The sequence below is a fragment of the Belnapia sp. genome (assembly GCF_059504005.1).
The window spans coordinates 174,380-196,001 of record NZ_JCACHU010000182.1 but is presented as its reverse complement, the minus strand read 5'-3'; the positions used below and the strand labels follow the sequence as shown (position 1 = coordinate 196,001).

22 protein-coding genes and 1 pseudogene are annotated in these 21,622 nt (G+C 72.1%); 10 read left to right on the top strand and 13 right to left on the bottom strand.

All coding sequences use genetic code 11. From position 1 onward, the window contains the following. Positions 1-47 precede the first annotated feature (47 nt). A complete protein-coding gene (locus AC5JJ1_RS29395; RefSeq protein WP_495788666.1) occupies positions 48-641 on the top strand; it encodes a D-glycero-alpha-D-manno-heptose-1,7-bisphosphate 7-phosphatase in 594 nt (197 codons plus the stop codon). On the opposite strand, the gene AC5JJ1_RS29390 is transcribed toward AC5JJ1_RS29395, so the two are convergent. Beyond that, positions 590-2,254: a glycosyltransferase family 2 protein gene (locus tag AC5JJ1_RS29390; RefSeq protein WP_495788665.1), complete on the bottom strand. Its 1,665-nt coding sequence runs from the start codon at positions 2,252-2,254 to the stop codon at positions 590-592. The two genes, AC5JJ1_RS29395 and AC5JJ1_RS29390, sit on opposite strands and share 52 nt — an antisense overlap. 107 nt (positions 2,255-2,361) lie before the next feature. Here AC5JJ1_RS29390 and AC5JJ1_RS29385 point away from each other — a divergent pair, with 107 nt between their 5' ends. The 3 genes from AC5JJ1_RS29385 (at position 2,362) to AC5JJ1_RS29375 (ending at position 5,588) form a co-directional block, all read left to right on the top strand. Continuing rightward, positions 2,362-3,471: a hypothetical protein gene (locus tag AC5JJ1_RS29385; protein WP_495788664.1), complete on the top strand. Its 1,110-nt coding sequence runs from the start codon at positions 2,362-2,364 to the stop codon at positions 3,469-3,471. 143 nt (positions 3,472-3,614) lie between these two features. Continuing rightward, on the top strand, positions 3,615-5,006 hold the full coding sequence (locus AC5JJ1_RS29380) for a leucyl aminopeptidase family protein (RefSeq protein ID WP_495788663.1): 1,392 nt from the start codon (positions 3,615-3,617) through the stop codon (positions 5,004-5,006). A 168-nt stretch (positions 5,007-5,174) separates the two neighbouring features. Next, complete coding sequence (locus AC5JJ1_RS29375; RefSeq protein ID WP_495788662.1) at positions 5,175-5,588, top strand: MarR family transcriptional regulator; 414 nt, start codon at positions 5,175-5,177, stop codon at positions 5,586-5,588. Positions 5,589-5,642: 54 nt separating this feature from the next. Here the strand turns inward: AC5JJ1_RS29375 and AC5JJ1_RS29370 are convergent, their stop codons facing one another. The 5 genes from AC5JJ1_RS29370 to AC5JJ1_RS29350 form a co-directional block, all read right to left on the bottom strand. Continuing rightward, complete coding sequence (locus tag AC5JJ1_RS29370; protein ID WP_495788661.1) at positions 5,643-6,575, bottom strand: 2-hydroxyacid dehydrogenase; 933 nt, start codon at positions 6,573-6,575, stop codon at positions 5,643-5,645. Positions 6,576-6,578: 3 nt separating this feature from the next. Next, positions 6,579-7,022, bottom strand: coding sequence for a hypothetical protein (locus AC5JJ1_RS29365; protein ID WP_495788660.1), 444 nt, complete (start codon positions 7,020-7,022; stop codon positions 6,579-6,581). Beyond that, a complete protein-coding gene (locus tag AC5JJ1_RS29360; RefSeq protein ID WP_495788659.1) occupies positions 7,019-8,620 on the bottom strand; it encodes an ABC transporter ATP-binding protein in 1,602 nt (533 codons plus the stop codon). The genes AC5JJ1_RS29365 and AC5JJ1_RS29360 overlap by 4 nt, the downstream gene beginning before the upstream one ends. Next, positions 8,617-9,651 carry an ABC transporter permease gene (locus tag AC5JJ1_RS29355; RefSeq protein ID WP_495788658.1) on the bottom strand — a complete coding sequence of 345 codons (1,035 nt, stop codon included), beginning with the start codon at positions 9,649-9,651 and terminating at the stop codon, positions 8,617-8,619. The genes AC5JJ1_RS29360 and AC5JJ1_RS29355 overlap by 4 nt, the downstream gene beginning before the upstream one ends. Before the next feature lie 75 nt (positions 9,652-9,726). Further along, positions 9,727-9,945 (bottom strand): DUF3072 domain-containing protein, encoded by a 219-nt coding sequence (locus AC5JJ1_RS29350; protein WP_495749972.1) that lies wholly within the window; start codon positions 9,943-9,945, stop codon positions 9,727-9,729. Between the two features lie 188 nt (positions 9,946-10,133). Between AC5JJ1_RS29350 and AC5JJ1_RS29345 the strand changes: the two genes are divergently transcribed. Next, complete coding sequence (locus AC5JJ1_RS29345; protein ID WP_495788657.1) at positions 10,134-11,279, top strand: extracellular catalytic domain type 1 short-chain-length polyhydroxyalkanoate depolymerase; 1,146 nt, start codon at positions 10,134-10,136, stop codon at positions 11,277-11,279. Positions 11,280-11,330: 51 nt separating this feature from the next. Then, positions 11,331-12,281, top strand: coding sequence for an aldo/keto reductase (locus tag AC5JJ1_RS29340; protein WP_495788656.1), 951 nt, complete (start codon positions 11,331-11,333; stop codon positions 12,279-12,281). A 3-nt stretch (positions 12,282-12,284) separates the two neighbouring features. Here the strand turns inward: AC5JJ1_RS29340 and AC5JJ1_RS29335 are convergent, their stop codons facing one another. After that, positions 12,285-12,605 (bottom strand): hypothetical protein, encoded by a 321-nt coding sequence (locus AC5JJ1_RS29335; protein ID WP_495788655.1) that lies wholly within the window; start codon positions 12,603-12,605, stop codon positions 12,285-12,287. Between the two features lie 170 nt (positions 12,606-12,775). On the opposite strand from AC5JJ1_RS29335, the gene AC5JJ1_RS29330 reads away from it, so the two are divergent. The 4 genes and pseudogenes from AC5JJ1_RS29330 to AC5JJ1_RS29315 all read left to right on the top strand — a co-directional run bounded on the left by AC5JJ1_RS29330 (position 12,776) and on the right by AC5JJ1_RS29315 (position 15,890). Beyond that, complete coding sequence (locus tag AC5JJ1_RS29330) at positions 12,776-13,654, top strand: manganese catalase family protein (protein WP_495788654.1); 879 nt, start codon at positions 12,776-12,778, stop codon at positions 13,652-13,654. Between the two features lie 371 nt (positions 13,655-14,025). Next, positions 14,026-15,351, top strand: a complete 1,326-nt coding sequence (gene chrA / locus AC5JJ1_RS29325; RefSeq protein ID WP_495788653.1) for a chromate efflux transporter — start codon at positions 14,026-14,028, stop codon at positions 15,349-15,351. A gap of 78 nt (positions 15,352-15,429) precedes the next feature. Next, positions 15,430-15,549: pseudogene (locus AC5JJ1_RS29320) on the top strand (LysR family transcriptional regulator); the annotation flags it as partial. Positions 15,550-15,563: 14 nt separating this feature from the next. Beyond that, positions 15,564-15,890 (top strand): NIPSNAP family protein, encoded by a 327-nt coding sequence (locus tag AC5JJ1_RS29315; protein WP_495788652.1) that lies wholly within the window; start codon positions 15,564-15,566, stop codon positions 15,888-15,890. Between the two features lie 61 nt (positions 15,891-15,951). On the opposite strand, the gene AC5JJ1_RS29310 is transcribed toward AC5JJ1_RS29315, so the two are convergent. From AC5JJ1_RS29310 to AC5JJ1_RS29285, 6 genes are all read right to left on the bottom strand, one after another. After that, on the bottom strand, positions 15,952-17,127 hold the full coding sequence (locus AC5JJ1_RS29310) for a BaiN/RdsA family NAD(P)/FAD-dependent oxidoreductase (protein ID WP_495788651.1): 1,176 nt from the start codon (positions 17,125-17,127) through the stop codon (positions 15,952-15,954). After that, positions 17,124-17,528, bottom strand: coding sequence for a hypothetical protein (locus tag AC5JJ1_RS29305; protein WP_495788650.1), 405 nt, complete (start codon positions 17,526-17,528; stop codon positions 17,124-17,126). Before AC5JJ1_RS29305 ends, AC5JJ1_RS29310 begins: the two co-directional genes overlap by 4 nt. A gap of 48 nt (positions 17,529-17,576) precedes the next feature. Next, positions 17,577-18,539, bottom strand: a complete 963-nt coding sequence (locus AC5JJ1_RS29300; RefSeq protein ID WP_495788649.1) for a sensor histidine kinase — start codon at positions 18,537-18,539, stop codon at positions 17,577-17,579. Positions 18,540-18,718: 179 nt separating this feature from the next. Further along, entirely contained in the window at positions 18,719-19,663 is a 945-nt protein-coding gene (locus AC5JJ1_RS29295; RefSeq protein WP_495788648.1) for a sterol desaturase family protein, read from the bottom strand. A gap of 5 nt (positions 19,664-19,668) precedes the next feature. Further along, complete coding sequence (locus AC5JJ1_RS29290; RefSeq protein ID WP_495788647.1) at positions 19,669-20,436, bottom strand: polysaccharide deacetylase family protein; 768 nt, start codon at positions 20,434-20,436, stop codon at positions 19,669-19,671. Beyond that, entirely contained in the window at positions 20,412-21,554 is a 1,143-nt protein-coding gene (locus tag AC5JJ1_RS29285; protein WP_495788646.1) for a YncE family protein, read from the bottom strand. The genes AC5JJ1_RS29290 and AC5JJ1_RS29285 overlap by 25 nt, the downstream gene beginning before the upstream one ends. Between the last annotated feature and the right edge of the window lie 68 nt (positions 21,555-21,622).

Sequence of the window (21,622 nt, the reverse complement as noted above, 5' to 3'; positions counted from 1 at the left end):
GGCCGCATCGCACAGGACGGAACCATCACCGAGGTGCTGGGGGAAGCGTGAGGCGCGCTCTCTTCCTCGACCGCGACGGCATCATCAACATCGACCACGGCTATGTCCACCGGCCGGAGCAGGTGGCGTTCGTCCCCGGCATCTTCGCGCTGTGCCGGCTGGCGGCGGCGCGCGGGCTGCTGCTGGTGGTCGCCACCAACCAGTCAGGCATCGGGCGGGGGCTCTACACGGAAGGCGATTTCCACGCGCTGATGCGCTGGATGGGCGAGCGCTTCGCGCGTGAGCGCGCGCCGCTGCATGCGGTGGAGTTCTGCCCGGACCATCCGGAACACGGCATCGACCCCTATCGGCGGGAGAACCTGCGGCGGAAGCCGGGGCCGGGGATGCTGCTGGATGCGGCGGCGGCGCATGGCATCGCGCCCGGTGCCTCGCTGATGCTGGGCGACAAGGCGAGCGACATGCAGGCGGCGCTGGCAGCGGGCATCGGCACGCGCATCCTGGCGAGCGGGGATGCCGCCGAGATCGCGCGAGCGCCGGCCGGGACCCTGGTGCTGCCGTCCGTCGATGCGGTCGCCGAGTGGCTCGCGGCTCAACCCTGGCGCGGCGGCGAGTCGGACAGCACCGGGACCGAGCGGCCGTAGTCGAGATTGGGGTTGGCGAAGGGGTCGCGCCGCAGCGCCTCGCCCCAGCGCCTTTGCATATGGCCGATCTCGCCGGCGAAGCGCCGCGCCTTCGCCCCGGTCACGTCGCCGCCGCGGGTGGCGGATTCGTGGTGGTAGAGCTCCGCCAGCGGCGTCCAGAGGATGCGCCATCCGGCCTCGCGGATGCGCAGGCAGAGATCGACATCGTTGAAGGCGACGGCCAGCGCCTCCGCATCCAGCCCGCCCACCGCCTCGAACACCGCGCGCCGCACCGCGAGGCAGGCGGCGGTCGCGGCCGAAACCTCGCGCACCAGGACGAGGGAGCCGGCATGGCCCGTGGCGCCGCGCGCGGCCTGCGGCAGGTAGTGTCCGGCGACGCCGCCCTGGCCGATCACCACGCCGCCATGCTGCAGGGTGCCGTCCGGATACAGAAGCTTGGCCCCGACCGCGCCGATGCCCGGCCGCAGCAGCAGCCCGACCATCTCCCGCAGCCAGTCGGGGCCGATGACCTCGATGTCGTTGTTCAGCAGCAGCAGCACCTCGCCCCGCGCCTCGGCCGCCGCCCGGTTGTTGAGGGCGGAGTAGTTGAAGGACCCGGGCGCGGCGAGGATGCGCACCCGCGGGTCCTGGCGCAGCCGGCTGAACAGGGCGAAGGTCTCCGGCGCCGCGCTGCCGTTGTCGACGATCAGCAGCTCGATCGAGGGATAGTCGGTGCGCTCCAGCAGGCCGGTGGCGCAGGTCTCGAGCATCGCCGCGCCGTCCCGCGTCGGAACGATGACGGAGACCAGCGGGGCCGGCTCCGGCAAGGCTGCCGAGAGCGGTTGCCAGGCGGGGGCCGGACCGGCCTCCCGCCGCCTGTGATAGAGCACCTGCGGGATGTGGCGGATGCGCGCCGGGCCGCAGGCGGCGGCGACGCGCGCTGCTAGGGCGTGGCCGGGCCCGTCCTCCGCCGCCAGCGCCGCACGCCGGACGACGCCGAGACGGCTCACAAGCTCCGGCTGCTGCTCCAGCAGGACGGCGTCGAAATCCGGCTTGAACCAGGGGCTGTGCCGGGCGCCGGCGTCATCGATCCCGTCCTCGTCGGAATAGACCAGCGCCGCCTCCGGCTGCGCCGCAAGTTCCGCGGCGACGGCCCCGAGCGCGTGCCCGGCCAGGCGGTCGGCCACATCCAGCATGGCGAGGAAGGGCCCGCTGCCGAGGCCGGCGGCCGGCCCGGGCGGCAGCAGGCGGACCCGGGGGTCGTCCGCCGCCCATGCAAGAGCTTCCGCCGTGACCAGGCAGAGCTCCCAATGCGGATAGGCCTGGCCGAGCAGGGCGTCGATCGCCGCCTGGACCGCCGCCGGCGACGCCCCGTCGGCCGGCATCACCAGGGAGATCAGCGGCCCTTCGGGCGGAGCGGTGCTGGCGGCCGGGGCGTGGCGAGCCAGCCAGGCGCGGTAGATCGCGGGATCATTCGGGCCTTGCAATTTTTCGTGAGTAAGCCAGGGCAGGCGGCGCGTGACCCGCCGCGCCAGGCCGCCGAGCTGCAGCCGCAGCGGCAGGGCGGAAGCTGGCAGCAGCCCCCACAGCCCGCGCCAGAGGCGCCGCAGGGTCAGGCGGGGGACGGGGCGCATCGCATGGTCCTCGGCTGCGATTCGTGCGAGACGGCGCCGTCTTGGCATCCCCGGGGATGCGGACCAAGCCCCGCCCTTCCTTCCAGCCGGATCGTCGCCGCCCGCCCATGCCTCCCGAGCCCTACCGGCTGACCGCGCTGACCGAGCAGCCGCCCGGATTGCGCCGCGCCATCCATGGCTACAGCACCGCCGGCACCTGGGGCCGGCTGGCCCGGCGCGTCCTCGAGGTCGGCGTCGAGGTCGGCCGCAGCCTGCCGCGCGATGCCTGGCGCCGCCTCCGCCCCGGCCCGCCGCCCCTGCTGCGGCTGGAGCCGGGAGAGGATCCGCGCCCCGGGGCGCGCAGCGTCGCCCTTTATGTGCAGTACGCCGCCTCCGGCCGCATCTCGGAGATGGTGCGGCGGCAGGTGGCAGCGCTGGCGGCGGAGGGCTTCGCCGTCGTCTTCATCACCATGGCCGCCGCGGTGCCGGAGGCGGACTGGCAGGCGATCCGCGCCCATGCCGCGCTCGTGGCGCAGCGGCGGAATTTCGGCCTCGACTTCGGTGCCTGGCGGGACCTGGCGCCGGAGGCGGCACGGCGCTGGCCGGAGGCCACGGAGCTGATGCTGGCCAATGACAGCGTGCTCGGCCCCATCCGCCCAATGGGCCCGGTAGTCGCGGCGCTGCGCGGCGGCGGCGACGGCTTCTTCGGCATGACGGAGAGCATCCAGGGCGGGCCGCACCTGCAGAGCTACATGCTGCTCGCCCGCGGCGCCGCGGCGGCCGGCGACCTGCTCCGGTTCCTGGCCGTGATGCGCATCAGCCATTCCAAATGGCTCGTCGTGCAGCGCGGCGAGCTGCGCCTGGCCCGCTGGATGCGGGGGCGCGGGCACCGGGTCGCCGCGCTCTTCGGCTATGAGCGGCTGGTCGGGGCGGTGCTGGCCGATCCGGCGGAGCGGGCGCTGCTCGCCGCCTCGCATCCGCTGCTGCACGGGCTGGAGGGGATGGCGCCGGAGGCCCGCGCGGCGCTGCTGGCGGAGCAGCCGCTCAACCCCACGCATCATCTCTGGGCGGGGCTGGTCCGCTGCCTCGGCTTTCCCTTCCTCAAGACCGAGCTGGTGCGGCGCAACCCGGGCCGGCTGCCGGGGGTGGAGGACTGGCCGGCGCTGGTGCCGGTCGAAGCGCCCTGCCCTCCGCCGGTGGTCCGGGACCATCTCGCGACACTGTCATTACGGAACTAGGGGGCAGTAACCAGATTCGTTACTAGGCTGTCGCAACTTGCTTTACACCGTGGGCCGGACGGCGCAGGCTGCGGGGCGGCACACGCTATGGTTGCAGATCCTGGCCTGGACATTGTTTCGTCCATCTGAGATTGTTTCAATTTATGATCGATTGCCTCACCCAGCCTGGCACGACCGGCTTGCCCCTATACGTGGTGGGGCCCGCGGCAACAGGCCCGCTGCTGGAGCGGCTGCCGGCCGGGGCGGCGGGCTTCCTCCGCGCCACCGGCTTCGCCGGCCGGGCGCAGGAGCTGGCGCTGCTGCCGGGCGAGGGCGGCATCGCCGGCGCCGTGCTGGGCCTCGGCGAGGGGGCGGTGACGCCCTGGTCCTTCGGCGCCCTGGCCCAGGCCCTGCCCGCCGGCAGCACATGGCAGCTGGCCGAGGCAGCGCATGCCGAGGCGGCGGTGCTCGGCTGGTGCCTCGGCGCCTATCGCTACACGCGCTTCAAGGCGCCGAAGCGGGCGCCGGCGCGGCTGGTGCCGCCGGCGGGCACCGAGACGGCGATCGCCACGGCCGAGGCCACCTACCGGGTGCGGGACCTCATCAACATGCCGGCCAACCTGCTCGGCCCGGCCGAGCTGGCGGCTGAGGTCCGCTCCCTCGCCGAGGCGCAGGGCGCCGCCTGGCGTATTATCGAGGGCGAGGCGCTGGCGGACGGCTTCCCCGCCCTCGCCACGGTCGGCCAGGGGGTGGGGCCGGGCAGCCCGCGGGCGCCGCGCCTCGCCATGCTGGAATGGGGCGAGCCCGGGGCGCCGCTGGTCGCGCTCTGCGGCAAGGGCGTCTGCTTCGACACCGGCGGGCTCGACCTGAAGCCGCCTAGCGGCATGCTGCGGATGAAGAAGGACATGGGCGGCGCCGCGACCGTGCTCGGCCTGGCCGAGCTGGTGATGCGGATGCGCCTGTCCGTGCGGCTGCTGGTGCTGGTCGGTGCCGTCGAGAATGCCGTGTCCGCCCATGCCTTCCGCCCGATGGACGTGCTGCGCACCCGTGCCGGCATCAGCGTCGAGATCGGCAATACCGACGCCGAGGGGCGCTTGGTCCTCTGCGACCTGCTCGCCTACGCGGCGGAGCGGGAGCCGGCGCTCATCATCGACTGCGCGACGCTGACCGGCGCGGCGCGGGTTGCACTTGGGCCCGACTTACCCGCGCTTTTCACCCCCGACGATGCGCTCGCGGAAACGCTACTGGCGGCGGGGCTGGTGACCCATGATCCAGTGTGGCGCTTGCCTTTGCATGAAGTTTACGATTCGTGGCTGGAGAGTACGGTAGCGGACATGAACAACGTGTCGTCTCGACCCATGGCGGGTGCGATCGTTGCTGCGTTGTTTCTGCGGCGTTTCGTGCCCCAGGGCGCCCGCTGGGCGCATCTGGACCTTTATGCCTGGAACGACGCCAACCGTCCCGGACGGCCGGAAGGCGGGGAAGCCCAGGCTTTGCGGGCCTTGGCGCAAGGCATTGCGACCCTGTTCGGACCGGCAAGCGGGCCGGTCCGGTAACGAGAACGAGATGGTGGGGAAACTTTTTTGGTCCAGCCGCTCTGATGCATAAGCGGGCGAACAGTATACAGAACTGAAGTGACTTCAAAAGTGGTGATGCCGGCTGGCAGGTCAGGGCCTGCTCGCCGGATGTGTTCAAGGGCCCAAATGGGCGAGGGGATTGGAGACATGGCGGTACAGAGCAACCCCGACCAGCTGGTCGGCATTCTGCGGGACACGGTGGTGGCGCTGGTCCGGCGCGACGGGCCCGACCTCTCGGCACGTCAGCTGGGGGTGTTCCTCACGGTCTACCTGACCGACGGTCCGCACACGGTCCGCGGCTTGGCGGCGGAGCTGAACGTCTCCAAGCCGGCCATCACCCGGGCGCTCGACCGCCTTGGCGAGCTCGACCTCGCGCGCCGCAAGGTAGACCCGATGGACCGCCGCAGCGTCATCGTGCAACGCACGCTGAAGGGCACGGCCTTCCTACGCGACATGCGCCAGATCATGTCCGAGGCGGAGACGCAGACCCACGAGATGCCGGCCGTCGCCAACGAGGCCGCCAATGCCGATACCTCGCGCGAGAACCGCAAGGCCGGCTGAACCGACTTCCTGCAAGGTCCCCGCAAGGCTGCGCGCCGGTTTTGTGGGGAGGGTTCAGTAACCAGCGGCGACGTCGACGAGGTTCAACGGCGGCAGCCCCGCACGCGCCCGGTGGATGTTCTCCACCACCTGAGGCGCCGCGCTGCGGGGGATGGTGATGCTGGCGGCATGGGGCGTCAGCACTACCTTCGGATGCGCCCAGAGGGGATGCTCCGGCGGCAGCGGCTCCGGCTCGAAGACATCGAGCGCGGCGCCGGCGAGGCGGCCGCCGTCGAGCGCGGCCAGCACATCGGCCGCGACCATATGGCCGCCGCGGGCGGAGTTCAGCAGATAGGCGCCTTCGGGCAGCAGGGCGAGGCGTACCGCGTCGAGCAGGCCGCGCGTCTCCGGCGTCAGCGGCAGCAGGCAGACCAGGATGTCGCTCCGGCCGAGCATGGCGGCGAGGCCCTCCTCGCCATGGAAGCCCTCGACGCCGGGCAGGGATTTCGGCCGCCGCGACCAGCCCATCACCGGGAAGCCGAGCGTCAGCAGGGCGCGGGCCGCATCGCCGCCGAGCGCACCGAGGCCGAGGATGCCGATGCGCCGCCGCGCCGTGTCGGGTGCCGGCAGCTCGCGCCAGACCCGCGCCGCCTGCTGCGCGCGATACTCGAGGTCCTGGCGGTGGAAGCGCAGCACGTTGAGCAGGACCCATTCGGTCATGCCCTGGGTGAGCCGCTCATCGACGAGGCGCGCCACAGGCACGCCGGGCGGGGGGCCCGGCGGGCGCAGCAGGTGGTCGACGCCGGCGCCCATAGAGACGAGCAGCCTGAGATTCGGGTAGCGGCGCAGCTCGGCCAGGTCATGCGCCGTCCAGCAGACCGCGGCCTCGATCTCGGCGGGGTCGCCCGCCTCGGGGAAGAGACGGATCTCGAGGCCCGGATCGACCTCGAGCAGGGCATCGCGCCAGTCCTCCATGGTGGAGGCCTTGGTGGAGAGCAACACGGCCATCGCCTAATTCCCTCTCGGTTCGAGGATCTGCAGCCCGTCCGGCAGGGCGCGGATCCAGGCGCGCCAGTCCTGCCGCGGGGTCGCCGCCCGCTCCTCGCCATCGGCCAGGCGCGCGTAGAGGCTCAGCACGCCCTGCGACCACCAGAGATCGAAGTGGCGCTCATCAGCGAGCACCAGCGCGGCGGTGCGGTCGAAGACACCGTCCTTCACCTGCGGCACATGCCTCGCCAGCCACCACCAGCAGCCGGCCGCCAGCACCGCGGCGCCGAGATAGAAATGCACCAGCACGGTGGCCCCGAAGGAGAGAAGCAGGATGACCGCCGCCGGCGCCACGTTCTCCCGCGTGCGATAAACCGGGCTGCCTGGCGAGTTCATCCGGCGGATATGCACGCCGAGCTTCACCTGCCCGGACGCCGTCAGGGCGCGCAGCCGCTCCAGTTCCGTCATGCTCCCGCCTCGGCGCGTAGGTCGAATGCCGCCGCCATCAGCGCGCGGGTATAGGGCTCGCGTGGCGCGGTGGCGAGCTGCTCCGCCTCGCCCTCCTCCACCACGCGGCCGTCCTTGAGCACGATGATGCGGTGGGCCAGCGCGCGCACCACGCGCAGGTCATGGCTGATGAACAGATAGGCCAGGCGGTGCCGCGCCTGCAGCGCCCGCAGCAGCTCCACCACCTGCGCCTGCACGGTGACGTCAAGCGCGCTGGTCGGCTCGTCCAGCACCAGCAGGCGCGGCTTCAGGACGAGCGCGCGGGCGATGGCGATGCGCTGGCGCTGGCCGCCGCTGAACTCGTGCGGGTAGCGCTGCGCCATGCCGGGGTCGAGGCCGACCTCCTCCAACGCGCCGGCGACGGCCGCCTGCCGCGCGGCCAGGGTGAGCCCGGGCTCGTGCACCTCGAGCCCCTCGCCGATGATCTCGCCGGCGGAGAGGCGGGGCGAGAGCGAGCCATAGGGGTCCTGGAAGACGATCTGCATCCGCTGGCGGAGCGGCCGCAGCGCCCGGCGGGAGAGCGGCTGGATGTCCTGGCCCTCGAAGCGGATGGCGCCCTCGCTCCCCTCCAGCCGCAGCAGGGCCAGGCCGAGCGTCGTCTTGCCGCTGCCGCTCTCGCCGACGAGGCCGAGCGTCTCACCCTCGCGCACGGCGAGCGAGACGCCGTCGACCGCCTTCACCGCCCCGACCTGGCGGCGCAGCAGGCCGCGGCGGATGGGGAAGTGGACGCGCAGCTCATCCGCCTCCGCCACCAGCGGGGCCCCGGGGGCGACCGGCGCCGGGCGGCCCTGCGGCTGGGTGGCCAGCAGCATTCTCGTGTAGGGGTGCTGCGGCCTGGCGAAGAGGGCGGCGGCAGCGTCCTGCTCCACCGCCTCGCCATCCCGCATCACCACCACGCGGTCGGCATGGCGGCGGACGATGGCGAGGTCATGGGTGATGAGCAGCATCGCCATGCCGAGCCGCGCCTTGAGCTTCGCGAGCAGCTCGAGAATCTGCGCCTGGATGGTGACGTCGAGCGCGGTGGTCGGCTCGTCGGCGATCAGCAGCTTCGGATCGTTGGCGAGGGCGGCGGCGATCATCACCCGCTGGCGCTGGCCGCCGGAGAGCTGGTGGGGGTAGGCGGCGAGGCGCTCCTCGGCGCGCGGCAGGCCGGCCCGGTGCAGCAGCTCCAGCACCCGGGCGCGCAGCGCGGCGCCGGCGAGCAGGCGGTGCAGCGTCACCGCCTCCCCCACCTGACGGCCGATGCCGTGCAGCGGGTTGAGCGAGGTCATCGGCTCTTGGAAGACCATCCCCGCCACGCCGCCGCGCAAACGTTGCAGGGCGCGCTCATCGGCACCCAGCACCTCGGTGCCGTCGAGGGTGATGCGGCCGGAGAGGATGCGCGCCGCAGGCGGCAGCAAGCGGAGCGTGGAGAGGGCCGAGAGCGACTTGCCGCTGCCGCTCTCGCCGACCAACGCCAGGGTCTCGCCGCGGCGGAGGGTGAAGGAGAGGCCGCGCACCACCGGCCGCGCGCCGAAGGCGATGGTGAGGTTTTCGACCGAGAGCAGCGGCGCCGTCATCGGCCGCCGCCCGGGAGCTTGCGCGGGTCGAGCGCGTCGCGCACCGCCTCGCCGATGAAGATCAGCAGCGTCAGCACCCCGCCGAGCACGATGAAGCCGGTGAAGGCCAGCCAGGGCGCCTGGAGGTTGTTTTTGCCCTGGCTCAGCAGCTCGCCCAGCGAGGGCGAGCCGGGCGGCAGGCCGAAGCCGAGGAAGTCGAGCGAGGCAAGGATGGTGACGCTGCCCGAAAGGGTGAAGGGCAGGAAGGTCAGCGTCGCCACCATCGCATTCGGCAGGATGTGCCGCGCCATCAGCCGCGTGTCCGACACGCCGAGCGCGCGGGCGGCGCGGACATAGTCGAGGTTGCGGCCGCGGAGGAATTCGGCGCGCACCACCCCCGTCAGGTTCATCCAGGAGAAAGCGAGCAGGAAGACCAGCAGCACCCAGAAGCTCGGCTGGATGATGCTGGCCAGGATGATCAGCAGGAAGAGCTGCGGCATGCCCGACCAGATCTCGATGAAGCGCTGGAAGAGCAGATCGGTCAGCCCGCCATAGAAGCCCTGCACCGCCCCCGCCGCGACGCCGATGACGGAGCCGAGGATGGTCAGGGTGAAGCCGAACAGCACCGAGATGCGGAAGCCGTAGATGACGCGCGCCAGCACGTCCCGCGCCTGGTCGTCGGTGCCGAGCCAATTGCGGGCGGAGGGCGGCGAGGGCGCCGGCCGGCCGAGGTCGCGCACCACCGACGCGTAGGAATAGGGGATGGCCGGCCAGAGCATCCAGCCGCCGCGCTGCGCGATCTCCTCGACCAGCGCCGGGTCGTGCCAGTCCGTCTCGGTCGGCAGGCCGTCGGGGAGGATGTCGCTCTCGGCATAGTCGGCGAGGACGGGGACGAACCATTGCCCATCCACCCGCGCCACCAGCGGCCGGTCATTGGCGATGAATTCGGCGAAGAGGGTGACGAGGAAGAGCGCGGCGAAGATCCAGAAGGACCACCAGCCGCGCCGGTTGGCACGGAAATTCGCCAGCCGTCGCGCATTCAGCGGGCTCATCGGCTGGTGGAGGGCCTGTCCGGGATCATCCCCCCTGCTTAAGCATGGGGGGATGGCTCCGGACAAGCGGGGTGGTTACGTGCCCCGGCCGGTCTTGGCCTGGAGCTCGTCGATGCGGCGGGAGGCATCGGCCTTAGTCATCTCCGGGTCAAATTCCTCGCCTGCCTCCTCGCTGAGGGTCTTCAAGTAACTGGCCTGGGCGCCGGTCATCTTCTGGTCGCCGGTAGTCCAGTCATCCGGGTCCTTGATGGTGTTGGAGCCGGGCTCCGGGTCGCGCTTCGGGTTCTCGGTCATGGTCGGCGTTGCTCCTCGCGGTCGTGTTCCCTTAACGTTCATGACAAGCAAGCGTTGCAGCCTGGAATGCGGGTCTGCCGAGACTTATGTTGCAGTGCAGCGAAACCAGGGCCGCACCGGCACGCTGGGGTCGCAAGAGATGCGGGCCATTCCGCTTCACCGCCCGAAAGGACCAGCCTTTGAACCAGATGCGCAGCCGCCTGTCCGACCTGGTTCGCCAGCAGCAGGCCAGGATGAGCGCCGCGGCCGGCGCCGCGACGGAGGCGGACGACCTCGTCGAGCTGGCCGGCTTCGGCGCCGACCCCGGCTCCGTCCGCATGCTCGCCTACCTGCCGGAGGGCCTGCCCCAGGGCGCGCCGCTGGTGGTCGCCCTGCATGGCTGCACCCAGACCGCGGCCGGCTATGCCGCGGGCACCGGCTGGACGGCGCTCGCCGAGGCCGGGCGCTTCGCCGTGCTGCTGCCGGAGCAGCGCCAGGCCAACAACCCGAACCGCTGCTTCAACTGGTTCGAGCCGGGCGATTCCACCCGCGGCCAGGGCGAGGTCGCCTCCATCCATTCCGCCATCCGGCACATGGTGGCGACGCGGGGGATCGACCCGAAGCGGGTCTTCGTCACCGGGCTGTCGGCCGGCGGGGCGATGGCGGCTAACCTGCTCGCCACCTATCCGGAGGATTTCGCCGCCGGCGCCATCATCGCCGGCCTGCCCTTCGGCGCCGCGGCCAGCATGCCGGAGGCTTTCGAGGCCATGGCGAGCGGGAAGCCCCGCTCGGCCGCCGAATGGGCAGCGCTGGTCCGCGCCGCCTCGCCGCATCGGGGGCCCTGGCCGCGCGTCTCCATCTGGCAGGGCGATGCGGATACCACCGTGCGGCCGGCCAATGCGGAGCAGCTCGTCCGGCAATGGGCGGCGCTGCACGGCACCACCGGGGCGCCAATCCAGTCCGGCAGCGGCGCGCACCGGGCCCTGGCCTGGCGCGATGCCGAGGGGCGGGTGGTGCTCGAGCACCATGCCATCGCCGGCATGGCCCATGGCGTGCCGCTCGATGGCAGCGGCATCGGCCAAGCAGGGCCCTTCTTCCTCCAGGCGGGGATCGGCTCCACCGCCGCCATCGCCGAGTTCTTCGGGCTGCCGGTGGAGCAACCGGCACGCCGGCCGCAGGGCCAGGCGCGCCCGGCAAGCCGTCCTGTCCCCGGCCGGGTCATCGACCAGGACGGAAACCAGGCCGAGCAGCCGGCGGGGGAGGATTTCACCCTAGGCGGGATCAAGCTCGACTCGATCGACCCGGGCGGGGTGATCCGCAAGGCGCTGACCGCGGCCGGGCTGATGAAGGGCTGACATCCCCGGGGGCTGACACCATGCTCCTTCCCGCATAAGGGGAGACGGGTGATGGAACAGCGCAGCCTCGGGCGGTCCGGCATCAAGGTTCCGCCGCTGATGTTCGGCGGCAATGTCTTCGGCTGGACCATCGACAAGGCCCAGTCGCACCGCATCCTCGACCGGCTGGTGGATACCGGGCTCTACGCCATCGACACGGCGGATGTCTATTCCGCCTGGGCGCCCGGCCACCAGGGCGGCGAGAGCGAGACCATCATCGGCGAGTGGCTGAAGGCGAGCGGCAAGCGTAGCCAGGTCGTCATCGCCACCAAGGTCGGCATGAAGATGGGCTCGGGCGACCAGGGCCTCTCGCGCGACTGGATCATGCAGGAGGTGGAGGCCAGCCTCCGCCGCCTGCAGACCGACGTCATCGACCTCTACCAGGCGCACAAGGACGACGAGACGGTGCCGCTGGAGGAGACGCTCGGCGCCTTCGCTGAGCTCGTCAAGGCGGGGAAGGTGCGGGCGATCGGCGCCTCCAACTACTCGGCGCCGCGGCTGAAGCAGGCGCTGGAGGTGAGCGCCCGGGAGGGCCTGCCGCGCTACGAGACCCTGCAGCCACTCTACAACCTGATGGACCGCAAGGTCTTCGAGGAAGCGCTCGGGCCGCTCTGCCAGGCGGAGGGCATTGGCGTCATCAACTACTATGCGCTGGCCTCGGGCTTCCTCAGCGGCAAGTACCGATCGGAGGCGGATTTCGGCAAGAGCAAGCGCGGCGGCAACATGGGCAAGTACTTGACGCCGCGCGGGCATAAAGTGCTGGCGGCGCTCGACGCCGTGGCGGGCGAGACGGCGGCAACGCCGGCGCAGGTGGCCATCGCCTGGTTGCTGGCCAAGCCGGCGGTGACGGCGCCGATCGCCAGCGCCACCAGCCTCGAGCAGCTGGGCGACCTGCTCGGCGCGACGGTGCTCGGCCTCAGCCCGGCGCAGGTGGCGGCGCTGGACGAGGCGAGCGCGGAGTAGCGCTCAACCTTTTCCGGTCATCTTCGCAAAGACGGCACGGTCCCGGTTCTCCTGCATCAGCATGCGGAAGCCCGGGATCGTGTCGAGGCCGAGGCCGAGCGGGATGCCGGTCTCCTCGTCCGCGGTGACCTTCGCATAGCTCTCGCCGGTGAATTTCTCCCATTTGCCGGCGGGTTTCTTCACCTCGATATGCACGACCGTCGCCTTCATCACCATGCGCACGATCGCTTCCTTCGGCGAGGAGGGCTTGGTGAGGCTCGGGTTGCCGGCGATCATCACCCAGCCGTTCGACATCGCCCAGGCGGTCAGCTCTTCTTTGGTCATCGGCGGTATCCTTTTGCACCCTGAGCGATAGGCCGAAAGCGTACGCCTTGCACGGGGGACTTCCATGGGCGCTTCACGGAAGGCGGAGAGGCGGGGCTCGTTGCCGGGCTCGGCCCGAACCCATGCCGGTGCCATCGGTTCGGTGGGTACCAACCCCGTTGGAGATCCAGATGTTCTATACCGATGGCAAGCTGCAATATCCCGTCCGCGTCGAGCGGCCCAACCCGGTCTTCGCCCGCGCCCTGCAACAGGCGATCGGCGGCGTCGAGGGCGAGATCCGCGTGATGATGCAGTACCTGTTCCAGGGCTGGGGCTCGCGCGGCCCGCAGAAGTACCGCGACATGCTGATCAACACCGGCACTGAGGAAATCGGCCATATCGAGATGCTCTCGACGGCCGTCGCGCTGAACCTCGAGGGCGCGCCGCTCTCCTTCCAGGAGGAGGCTGCGGCCGACCCGGTGGCGGGCGCAGTGCTGTCGGGCATCAACATGCGCCACATCCTCTCGACCGGCCTCGCGGCCACGCCCGAGAACTGCAACGGCGTGCCCTTCAATGCGAGTCATGTCTATGCCAGCGGCAACATCGCCGCCGACATGTACGCCAATGTCGCCGCCGAGGCGACCGGGCGCGTGCTGGCGACGCGGCTCTACAACATGACCGACGATGCGGGGATGAAGGACATGCTTTCCTTCCTCATCGCCCGCGATACCATGCACCAGCAGCAGTGGCTGGCGGTGATCGAGGAGCTGGGCGGGTCGACGGCGAACCTGCCGATCCCGAACAGCTTCCCGCAGGAGCAGGAGGCAAGCCAGTTCTCCTACGCCTATTTCGGCCATCGCATCGACGGCCAGGTGCCGGCCGGGCGCTGGACCGAGGGCGCCTCGATCGACGGCAAGAACCAGTTCACGACGATGAAGTCGGAGCCGCTGGGCGGGATGCCGACGCTGGCGCCGCCGCGGCCGGACAGCGGCGCGCAGTCCGACCAGATCAGCGCCTCCCCCGTCGCGGCCAACGACCCGCTGGCCGGCGGCACGCCGAGCGTCGCCTGATCGCCTGACAGGGCGCGGTACCCCGGCCGCCCGTGGGGCCAGGGGTACCGCGACCACCCCGTGAGGTGAAAGCCCGATGACCGCGTCCGCCGTCAGGAGTGGACGCGTCATGGCTTCGCCCAGCACCATCATCCCGGCTTGCCTGCCTTGGTCGGCATGCCCGAAGCGCCCGTCGTTATCGATCCGCACCTGCCGGAGAAGGCCGGGGCCGATCCGCGGCGGCTCCCGGCCAGCCTTGCCGGTCCCTGCCGCGCGGCCCCGGGCGCGACGGCGGGGAGGCAGGGCCAGGCGGCATGAGCGGCGAGGCAGCCGAGGTGCATGGCGCCGGCAACTCGGCTATGGGGGCCCCTCCCGAGCCCCTGGACCCCCTGATGCCGCCTGCCTCCTTCCCGAGCCTCGCCGAGGCGCTCCGCGTCTGGCTGCGCATCGGCTGCCTCTCCTTCGGCGGGCCCGCCGGGCAGATCGCTCTTATGCACCGCGAGGTGGTGGAGCAGCGGCGCTGGGTCTCCGACGCCCGCTTCCTGCATGCGCTGAATTTCTGCACGCTGCTGCCGGGGCCGGAGGCGCAGCAGCTCGCCACCTATCTCGGTTGGCTGATGCATGGCGTGCGCGGCGGCCTCGCCGCGGGCCTTCTCTTCATCCTGCCCGGCGCCCTGGTGATGCTCGCGCTCTCGGCCATCTATGTCGCCTTCGGCGAGGTGCCGCTGGTCGCCGCGCTGTTCTTCGGCCTGAAATGCGCCGTGCTGGTGCTGGTGGTGGAAGCGTTGCTGCGCGTGGCGCGGCGCGCGCTGAAGGGGACGATTCCGTGGCTGCTGGCGGGAGCGGCCTTCGCCGCGCTCTTCCTCTTCGGCCTGCCCTTCCCGGTGGTGGTGCTGGCGGCGGCGCTGGCCGGGCTGCTGATGCCGCAGGCCTTCGCCGCCGGCGGCCATGGGCGGGCGCAGGACGGCCCCCCTGCCCTCCTCGATGCGCTGATCGCGGCGGAGCCGGGGCGCATCCCCCGCATGGGCGCCTCGGCACGGCGGGCGGGGCTGGCGGCGCTGGCGATGTGGCTCTGGCCGGTCGTGCTGCTGATGCAGGCAGGTGGCCTCTACGGCGACCTCGCCTGGTTCTTCTCGAAGATGGCGGTCGTCACCTTCGGCGGCGCCTATGCCGTGCTGGCCTATGTGGCGCAGGAGGCGGTGGAGGGTTATCGCTGGCTCTCGGCGGACCAGATGCTGGCCGGGCTCGGCCTCGCCGAGACGACGCCGGGGCCGCTGATCCTCGTGCTGCAATTCGTCGGCTACCTGGCGGGCGGCACGGCGGGGGCGCTGCTGGTGGTCTGGGTGACCTTCGCGCCCTGCTTCGCCTGGATCTTCCTCGGCGCGCCCTATGTCGAGCGGCTGCACGACGTGCCGCGGCTGAAGGGGGCGCTGGCCGGGGTGACGGCGGCGGTGGTCGGCGTCATCGCCAACCTGGCGCTGTGGTTCGGGCTGCGGGTGCTGTTCGGCGTGATCCGCGAGGTGCCGCTCGGGCCCATGCGGCTGGAGGTGCCGGTGCTGGCGACGCTCGACCCGCTGGCGCTGCTGCTGGCGGTGCTGGCGGGGGTGGCGCTGTTCCGGATGAGGCTCGGCGTGGTGCAGACGCTGGCGCTGACCGCGGTGGCCGGGCTGGTGCTGAAGCCGGCGGCGGACTGGCTGCTGTCCGGGTTTGGTGGGTGAGGCGGGCCTGGGCGCTTCCCCGGCGCATGGCCGGCCATGCCGGTGGCCGCTGCCGGCGCGGGCGGCCATGATCGGGTCATGGCCCCGCACCCGGCATCCGCGATCGACCTGAGGCTGCTCCGTCAGTTCGTGGCGGTGGCGGAGGAGCTGCACTTCCGCCGCGCCGCCCAAAGGCTGGCGATGTCGCAGCCGCCGCTATAGAAGCAACCCCCGTGCATCAGCTGCGCATCTACGAGATCTTCGAGCACAACAAGGCCGCCTTCCATGCGCGCTTCCGCGACCACGCCGCCCGGATCATGCGCCGGCACGGCTTCGACATCCTGGCGATGTGGGAAGCGCGCGGCGAGGCCGGGCCGGAATTCGCCTATCTGCTCCGCTGGCCGGACGAGGCCGCGATGACGGCGCGCTGGGCAGGCTTCATGGCCGATGCGGAGTGGTCCCGCATCAAGGATGAGACCGCCGCGCAGCACGGCGCTCTCGTCGGCCGCATCGAGAACCGGGTGCTGCGGCTCACCCCCCATTCGGATGCTCCTGGCTGACACAGGGCGCGAGCGAAAGTCCGGGGAGGCCAGCCCCCCGTTGCGGTCAACTCTCCCCGAGTCACACGGCCTCGCCCGCGACCCAGCCGCTGCTCCAGGCCCATTGGAAATTATACCCGCCGAGCCAGCCGGTGACGTCCACCGCCTCGCCGATGACGAAGAGGCCGGGGACCGATTTCGCTTCCATCGTCTGGGAGGACAGCGCAGCGGTGTCGACGCCACCGAGCGTCACCTCGGCCTTGGCATAGCCTTCCGTCCCTGCCGGGCGCAGCTCCCAGCGCTTCAGCAGCGCGGCGAGCCCGTCGAGGGCACGGTTGGGCAGTTCGGCCATCGGCTTCGCCGGCAGATGCGCCTCTGCGAGCGCCGCGGCCAGGCGCGCGGGCAGCAGCTCGCCGAGCACCGTCTTCGGCTCGGCCTTGGGGCGGGCGCGCTTGCGCTCGCGCAGCACGGTCGGCGCGTCAATCTTCGGCAGCAGGTCGAGGGCGATCGCCTCGCCCTCCCGCCAGTAGGAGGAGATCTGTAGGATCGCCGGACCGGAGAGGCCGCGATGGGTGAAGAGCATTGCCTCGGGGAAGGCGCGCTTGCCGCAGCGGGCGATGGCCGGCAGGGCGAGGCCGGAGAGCGGGCGCATCAGCGCGAGCGGTTCGCCCTCGAAGGTCAGCGGCACCAAGCCCGGCCGCGGCGCGACCAGCGGCAGGCCGAAGCGGCGGGCGATGTCATGGGCGAAGCCGGTCGCGCCCATCTTCGGGATGGACAGCCCGCCCGTCGCCAGGATGAGGGCGGGCGCCGCGACGTCGCCGCCCTCCGTGGAGACTCGGAACTCCTCGGCCTTCTCCACGCCGGTGATGCGCAGGCCGAGCCGCAGCTCCACCCCCGCCGCCGCGCATTCCGCCAGCAGCATCGCCACCATCGCCCGCGCCGAGCCGTCGCAGAAGAGCTGGCCGAGCGTCTTCTCGTGGTAGGCGATGCCATGCTTCTGCACGAGCGCGACGAAGTCCTGCTGCGTGTAGCGCGCCAGCGCCGAGCGGGCGAAATGCGGGTTGGCGGACAGGAAGCGGTCCGGCGCGCAATGTAGGTTGGTGAAGTTGCACCGCCCGCCGCCGGAGATGAGGATCTTCCGCCCCGCCTCCGGCGCGTGGTCGAGCACCAGCACGCGCCGCCCGCGCCGGCCGGCGCTGATCGCGGCCATCAGCCCGGCGGCGCCGGCGCCGAGGATGAGGGCGTCGTAGGGGGTCAAGCGAGGGTGGAAGCGTCGTGGACCGGGGGCTGCACCGCGCCGCCCGCCACGTGGATCCAGCCGCCGATCCGGACGGCGGCCACTGCCTGGCGCCGCCAGCCATCGGTCTTCAGGTCGCAGCTCTCCATCTGGCCGAGAACACGGGCCTGGGTGAAGCGCCCGCGGTCGCCCCGCCCCGCGCCATTGCCGTGGATGACAGGCATGCGGCCGGTCGGGCCAGCAGGGGCCGAGCTGCCGGTGACGCGCTGCGCCTCCTGCCCGGCCGCCAGGCGGTGCGCCACGCCGCCCCGCAGGCGCTGGACGGCATCCAGCGACGGCGCCGCCGGCGGGAGCGGCGCGCCATGCCGGAGCCGGGCGAAGACTGCTGCTGCTGCGGCGGTCGGCAGGTGGCGGCGATGCATCGGGGGCGGGCGTCTCCGGCAGGGGGCACGGCAGCATAGCCGCGCCGCTCAGCGGCCGGTATCGCCCCCGGTACCGGTGGCCGCCAGGGGTGGGGGCGAAGGCGGCGCCTCCGGCAGCGGCGTGCCGCCTTCCGGCCGCTGCACGGGGAAAACCAGGCTCACCTGCGTCCCGCCCACCTCGCCTCCGACAAGGCTCATGCGTCCGCCGAGCTGCGCGGCGAGCGCCTGGATCAGCCGCTGCCCGGTCCCCTGGCGCGGCTCCTCGCCGGCGAGGCCGATGCCGGTATCGGCGACGACCAGGCTGTAGACGTCGTCGTCACGCCCGAAGGCGACGCGGATGACGCCGCTGCGGCTGCCCGGGAAGCCGTGCTTCAGCGCATTGGTGACGAGCTCGTTCACGACGAGGCCGAGATCGGCCGCCATGGCGAGCGGCAGGGAATGCGGCTCGGCGGTCACCGTCAGGGCGATGGGCCGCCCCGGCTCGATCCCGATGCGAAGGTCCTCGACCAGCCCGTCGAGGAAGACCTTGCTGTCGACGACCGCCGTCTCCGCCCGGCGGGACAGCCGCTGGTGCAGCCGGCCGAGCACCTGCACCCGCCCGGCCGCACGCTGCAGCGCCTGCGCCGCCTGCGGCTCAGTGCGCGCCTGGGCCTGGAGCATGCCGATGAGCCGCTGCATGTCGTTGCGGACGCGATGGGACATCTCGTCGAGCAGAAGCCCCTGCTGGTTGGCCGCCATCTCGGCCTCCCGCCGCGCCGCGGCCTGGCGCCGGAGCTGGCGGCGCTGCGTCGCGATCAGGGCGGCGGTCAGCTTGGCGACGGCGAACCATAGGAAAGCATCGATGAAGGCATCCAGGCCGATGCCGCCAGCCGCCCGCAAATCCTGCCAGAGGATGAGCGCGAAGCCGAGCGTGGCGCAGGCCAGTCCGATGGCCAGCCCGAACCCGGCGGAAGCCAGCACCACAGGGACGAGCAGCACCAGCATCCGCGGCGCGGCGCCGAGGCCGGGCACGAAGGCGACGGCCAGGAAGGTGGCTGCGATGACCAGAGCGGCGCCCGGGCGAACCCAGCCGGCGAAGGCTGGCGATCGAAAGGCAGGAACGGACAGGGGTGCACTCCTTTCGTGGCAGAACACACGATACTGCGGGGGGACGGCGCGGCATCGATACACTGCACGCAGAGTTGAGCAGCTCAGTCCCGCCCGGTGAGTGCCAGCGCCACGCGCCGGAAGCCGGCCCATTGCTGCCGGAGCCAGCCGCCGGTCGCCATCGCCTCCTCCATGCCTGGGGCGCCGGTGCGGGGATAGGCGCCCCGGTTCCAGTCGGCGGTGCCGAAGATCCAGTCCCAGACCGGCAGCAGCACGGCGTAGTTCTTGCCCGTCGCGCCCGCCGAGAGCTCCCCATGGTGCAGCCGGTGAAAGCGCGGCGAGACGATCAGCCGCTCCCCCACCCGGCCGTAGCTGAGGCGGACATTGGCGTGGCTCATGCTCTCGGCCAGGCGCAGCACGAGGAGGATGAAGGGGAACTGCCCCGGCGGCACGCCGATCAGCAGGGCGATGCCGCCGAACCAGAGGGCGGCCAGCACATCGTCCAGGATGTGGTTGCGGTCATCGGTCCAGAAGGTCATCTGCCGCTGGGCATGGTGGATGGCATGCAGCGCCCACCACCAGCGGAGGCCGTGCTGCGCCCGGTGGCGCCAGTACTCGCCGAAATCCAGCACCACCACGTAGACGAGGAAGGCGAGCAGCGGCGCGGCGCGGAGCGGCGGGAAGATCTCCTCCAGCGTCGGCGGCAGCAGCCCGGCCTCGGTCAGCCAGCCCTCCCAGCGGGATTGCAGCGAGGCGAGCAGCACGAAGGCGACGAGCGGCAGCACCCCGAGCCGGGCCAGGAAGGTGTAGACCATGTCGGTGCGGACGGCGCGGCGGTCGGCGACCGGCTCCACCGGCCGCCAGGCCTCGAGCGGCCGGCAGACCAGGTAGACGATGGCGATGGTCAGCAGCCCGTAGAGGCCGAAATCCAGCCAGTCATAGGCCTCCTCCGCCCAGTCCATCAGGCCGAGGGCATAGAAGGCGGGCTGCACCAGGGTCTCGAAGAGCCAGCCGGTCAGGCCGGCCCAGGCGGTGGTGAGGGCGTCCATCTCTCTCAGGCTCGGCCTTGCGGCGGCAGGGTGGCGAAGCAGAAGCCCCGCGCCTGGAGGCCGGCGATTACCTCCTCCAGCACATGGGCGAAGGGGTCCTGCCGGCTGCGGATGCCCCAGTGCACCACCACCACCTCGCCGTCGCGGGTATCGGCGATGGCGCGGCGGGCGAGCGCAGCGTTCGGATGGGCGGCGCTGTCCAGCTCGTCGCCCCAGAAGCCGCGTGCCGTCCAGCCCTGGTGGCGGAGGCCGCAGGCCGCGGCGAGGGCGATGGCATTGGGCGTCGTCCGCCCGCCCGGCGCGCGCCAGAGCGGCAGGATGCGCGCCTCGGGGGCCATCTGCCGCAGCCGGGCGATGGGGCGCTCGAGCTCGGCGCAGAGGGCGCGCTGGTCCAGCACCTCGCTGCCCGGGCCGGTGCGGTTCGCGTAGCGCACCTGGCCCGGGCCCGGGTCGGCACGGAAATACCAGTGCCGCCAGGTATGGCTGGCGAAGGCATGGCCCTCCGCCGCCCGGGCACGCCAGAAGGGCGCCCAGCTGTCGTCAAGGGTGCGGTCGCCGCGGAAGGTGGGCTCGTCGGCGAGGAAGAGCGTGGCGCGCACCTCCCGGCGGCGGAGGATGGCGGCGATCTCCTCCGCCTCGCGGCTCCAGCCGGTGTCGATGGTGAGGTAGACGGTGCCGCCGCAGGCTTGCTGGGCCCAGGCCCGGGTGGCCGGCAGGCCAGCGAGCCCGCCGAGCAGCGCCCGCCGCCTCACCGCCGCAGCCAATGCCGCCACCAGGACGCGGCCTCGGCCGGCGGCTGCGCAGCGGGCTGCGGCGTGACGACGGCGGGGACGGCCGCCGGCGCCGCCGGGGTCGCGCGCGCGGGCTGCACCGGGGCCTCGCTCTGCAGGTCCTCCGGCTCGGCCGCGAGGGTCGCCGGGCGCGGGCTGGCCAGGCCGGCGGTCGGGGCAGGCGCCATCGCCTCCCGCCGCGGCTGGACGAAGATGCCATGCGGCGAGCGGCCGACGGGGATGGTCTCCGCCTGGCCCGTCGCCGGATCCACCACCGCGACCTTGGCGATCCAGCGCAGCGTGACCCAGAGCCTGCCCTCCGGGTCGAAGGCGATGCAGTCCGGCCCGCCGGGGATGTCCCAGCGCGCCTTCGGCTCCAGCGTCTGCGGGTCGAGCAGGGTGATGCGGCTGTCGACGCGGCTGGTGACGTAGAGCGCCCGGCCATCGGGGGCGGGGACGATGGTATGGGCGCCGCGGCCGACGAAGACGGTGCGCTCGACCTTCGCCTCGGCCGGGTTGACCACCGCGACGTGGTCGGAGCCCATGATGCCGACCAGCAGCCGCCCGTTGTTCCAGATCACGCCCGCCGGCTGGGAGCCGACCTCGACGGACCAGGCAGGCTTCCGCTCCGCAAGGTCGATCGCCATCAGCCGCCGCGCGCCCTGCAGGGTGATGTAGGCGAACCGGCTGTCGGGGGAGAAGGCGAGGTGGCTCGGCTTGTCCGGCACCTTCAGCCGGGCGAGCAGGGTGCGGCTCCCGGCCTCGTAGATGTCGACCTGGTCGCGGCGGAGGCTGGTCACCACCAGGACCTTCCCGTCCGGGCTGTGCTCCATGTGGTAGGGGTTGCTGAAGCGCTCGCGCCGCGTCACCTCGGCCGTCGCCGGGTCGAGGAAGAGCAGCTCGTTGCCACCCGAATCGCCCACCATCAGCTCGCGGCGGTCGGGGGTGAGGATGAGGTGGTGCACCTCCCGCAGCACGGGGATGCGGCGCACCTCTTCCCGGCTGATGCTGTCCACCACGCTGATGGAGGCATCGGCCGAGTTGAGGACGTAGACCAGGTTGGCCCGGGCGAGGCCGGGCAGGGCGAGGGCGAGGGCGAGAGCCGCGGGCAAGAGCCGCATTCTGGAATGCCTTAGGACGGGATGACCCAGGAATTCAGCGCGGCTCGGTAAATGGCAAGTTGATAGTC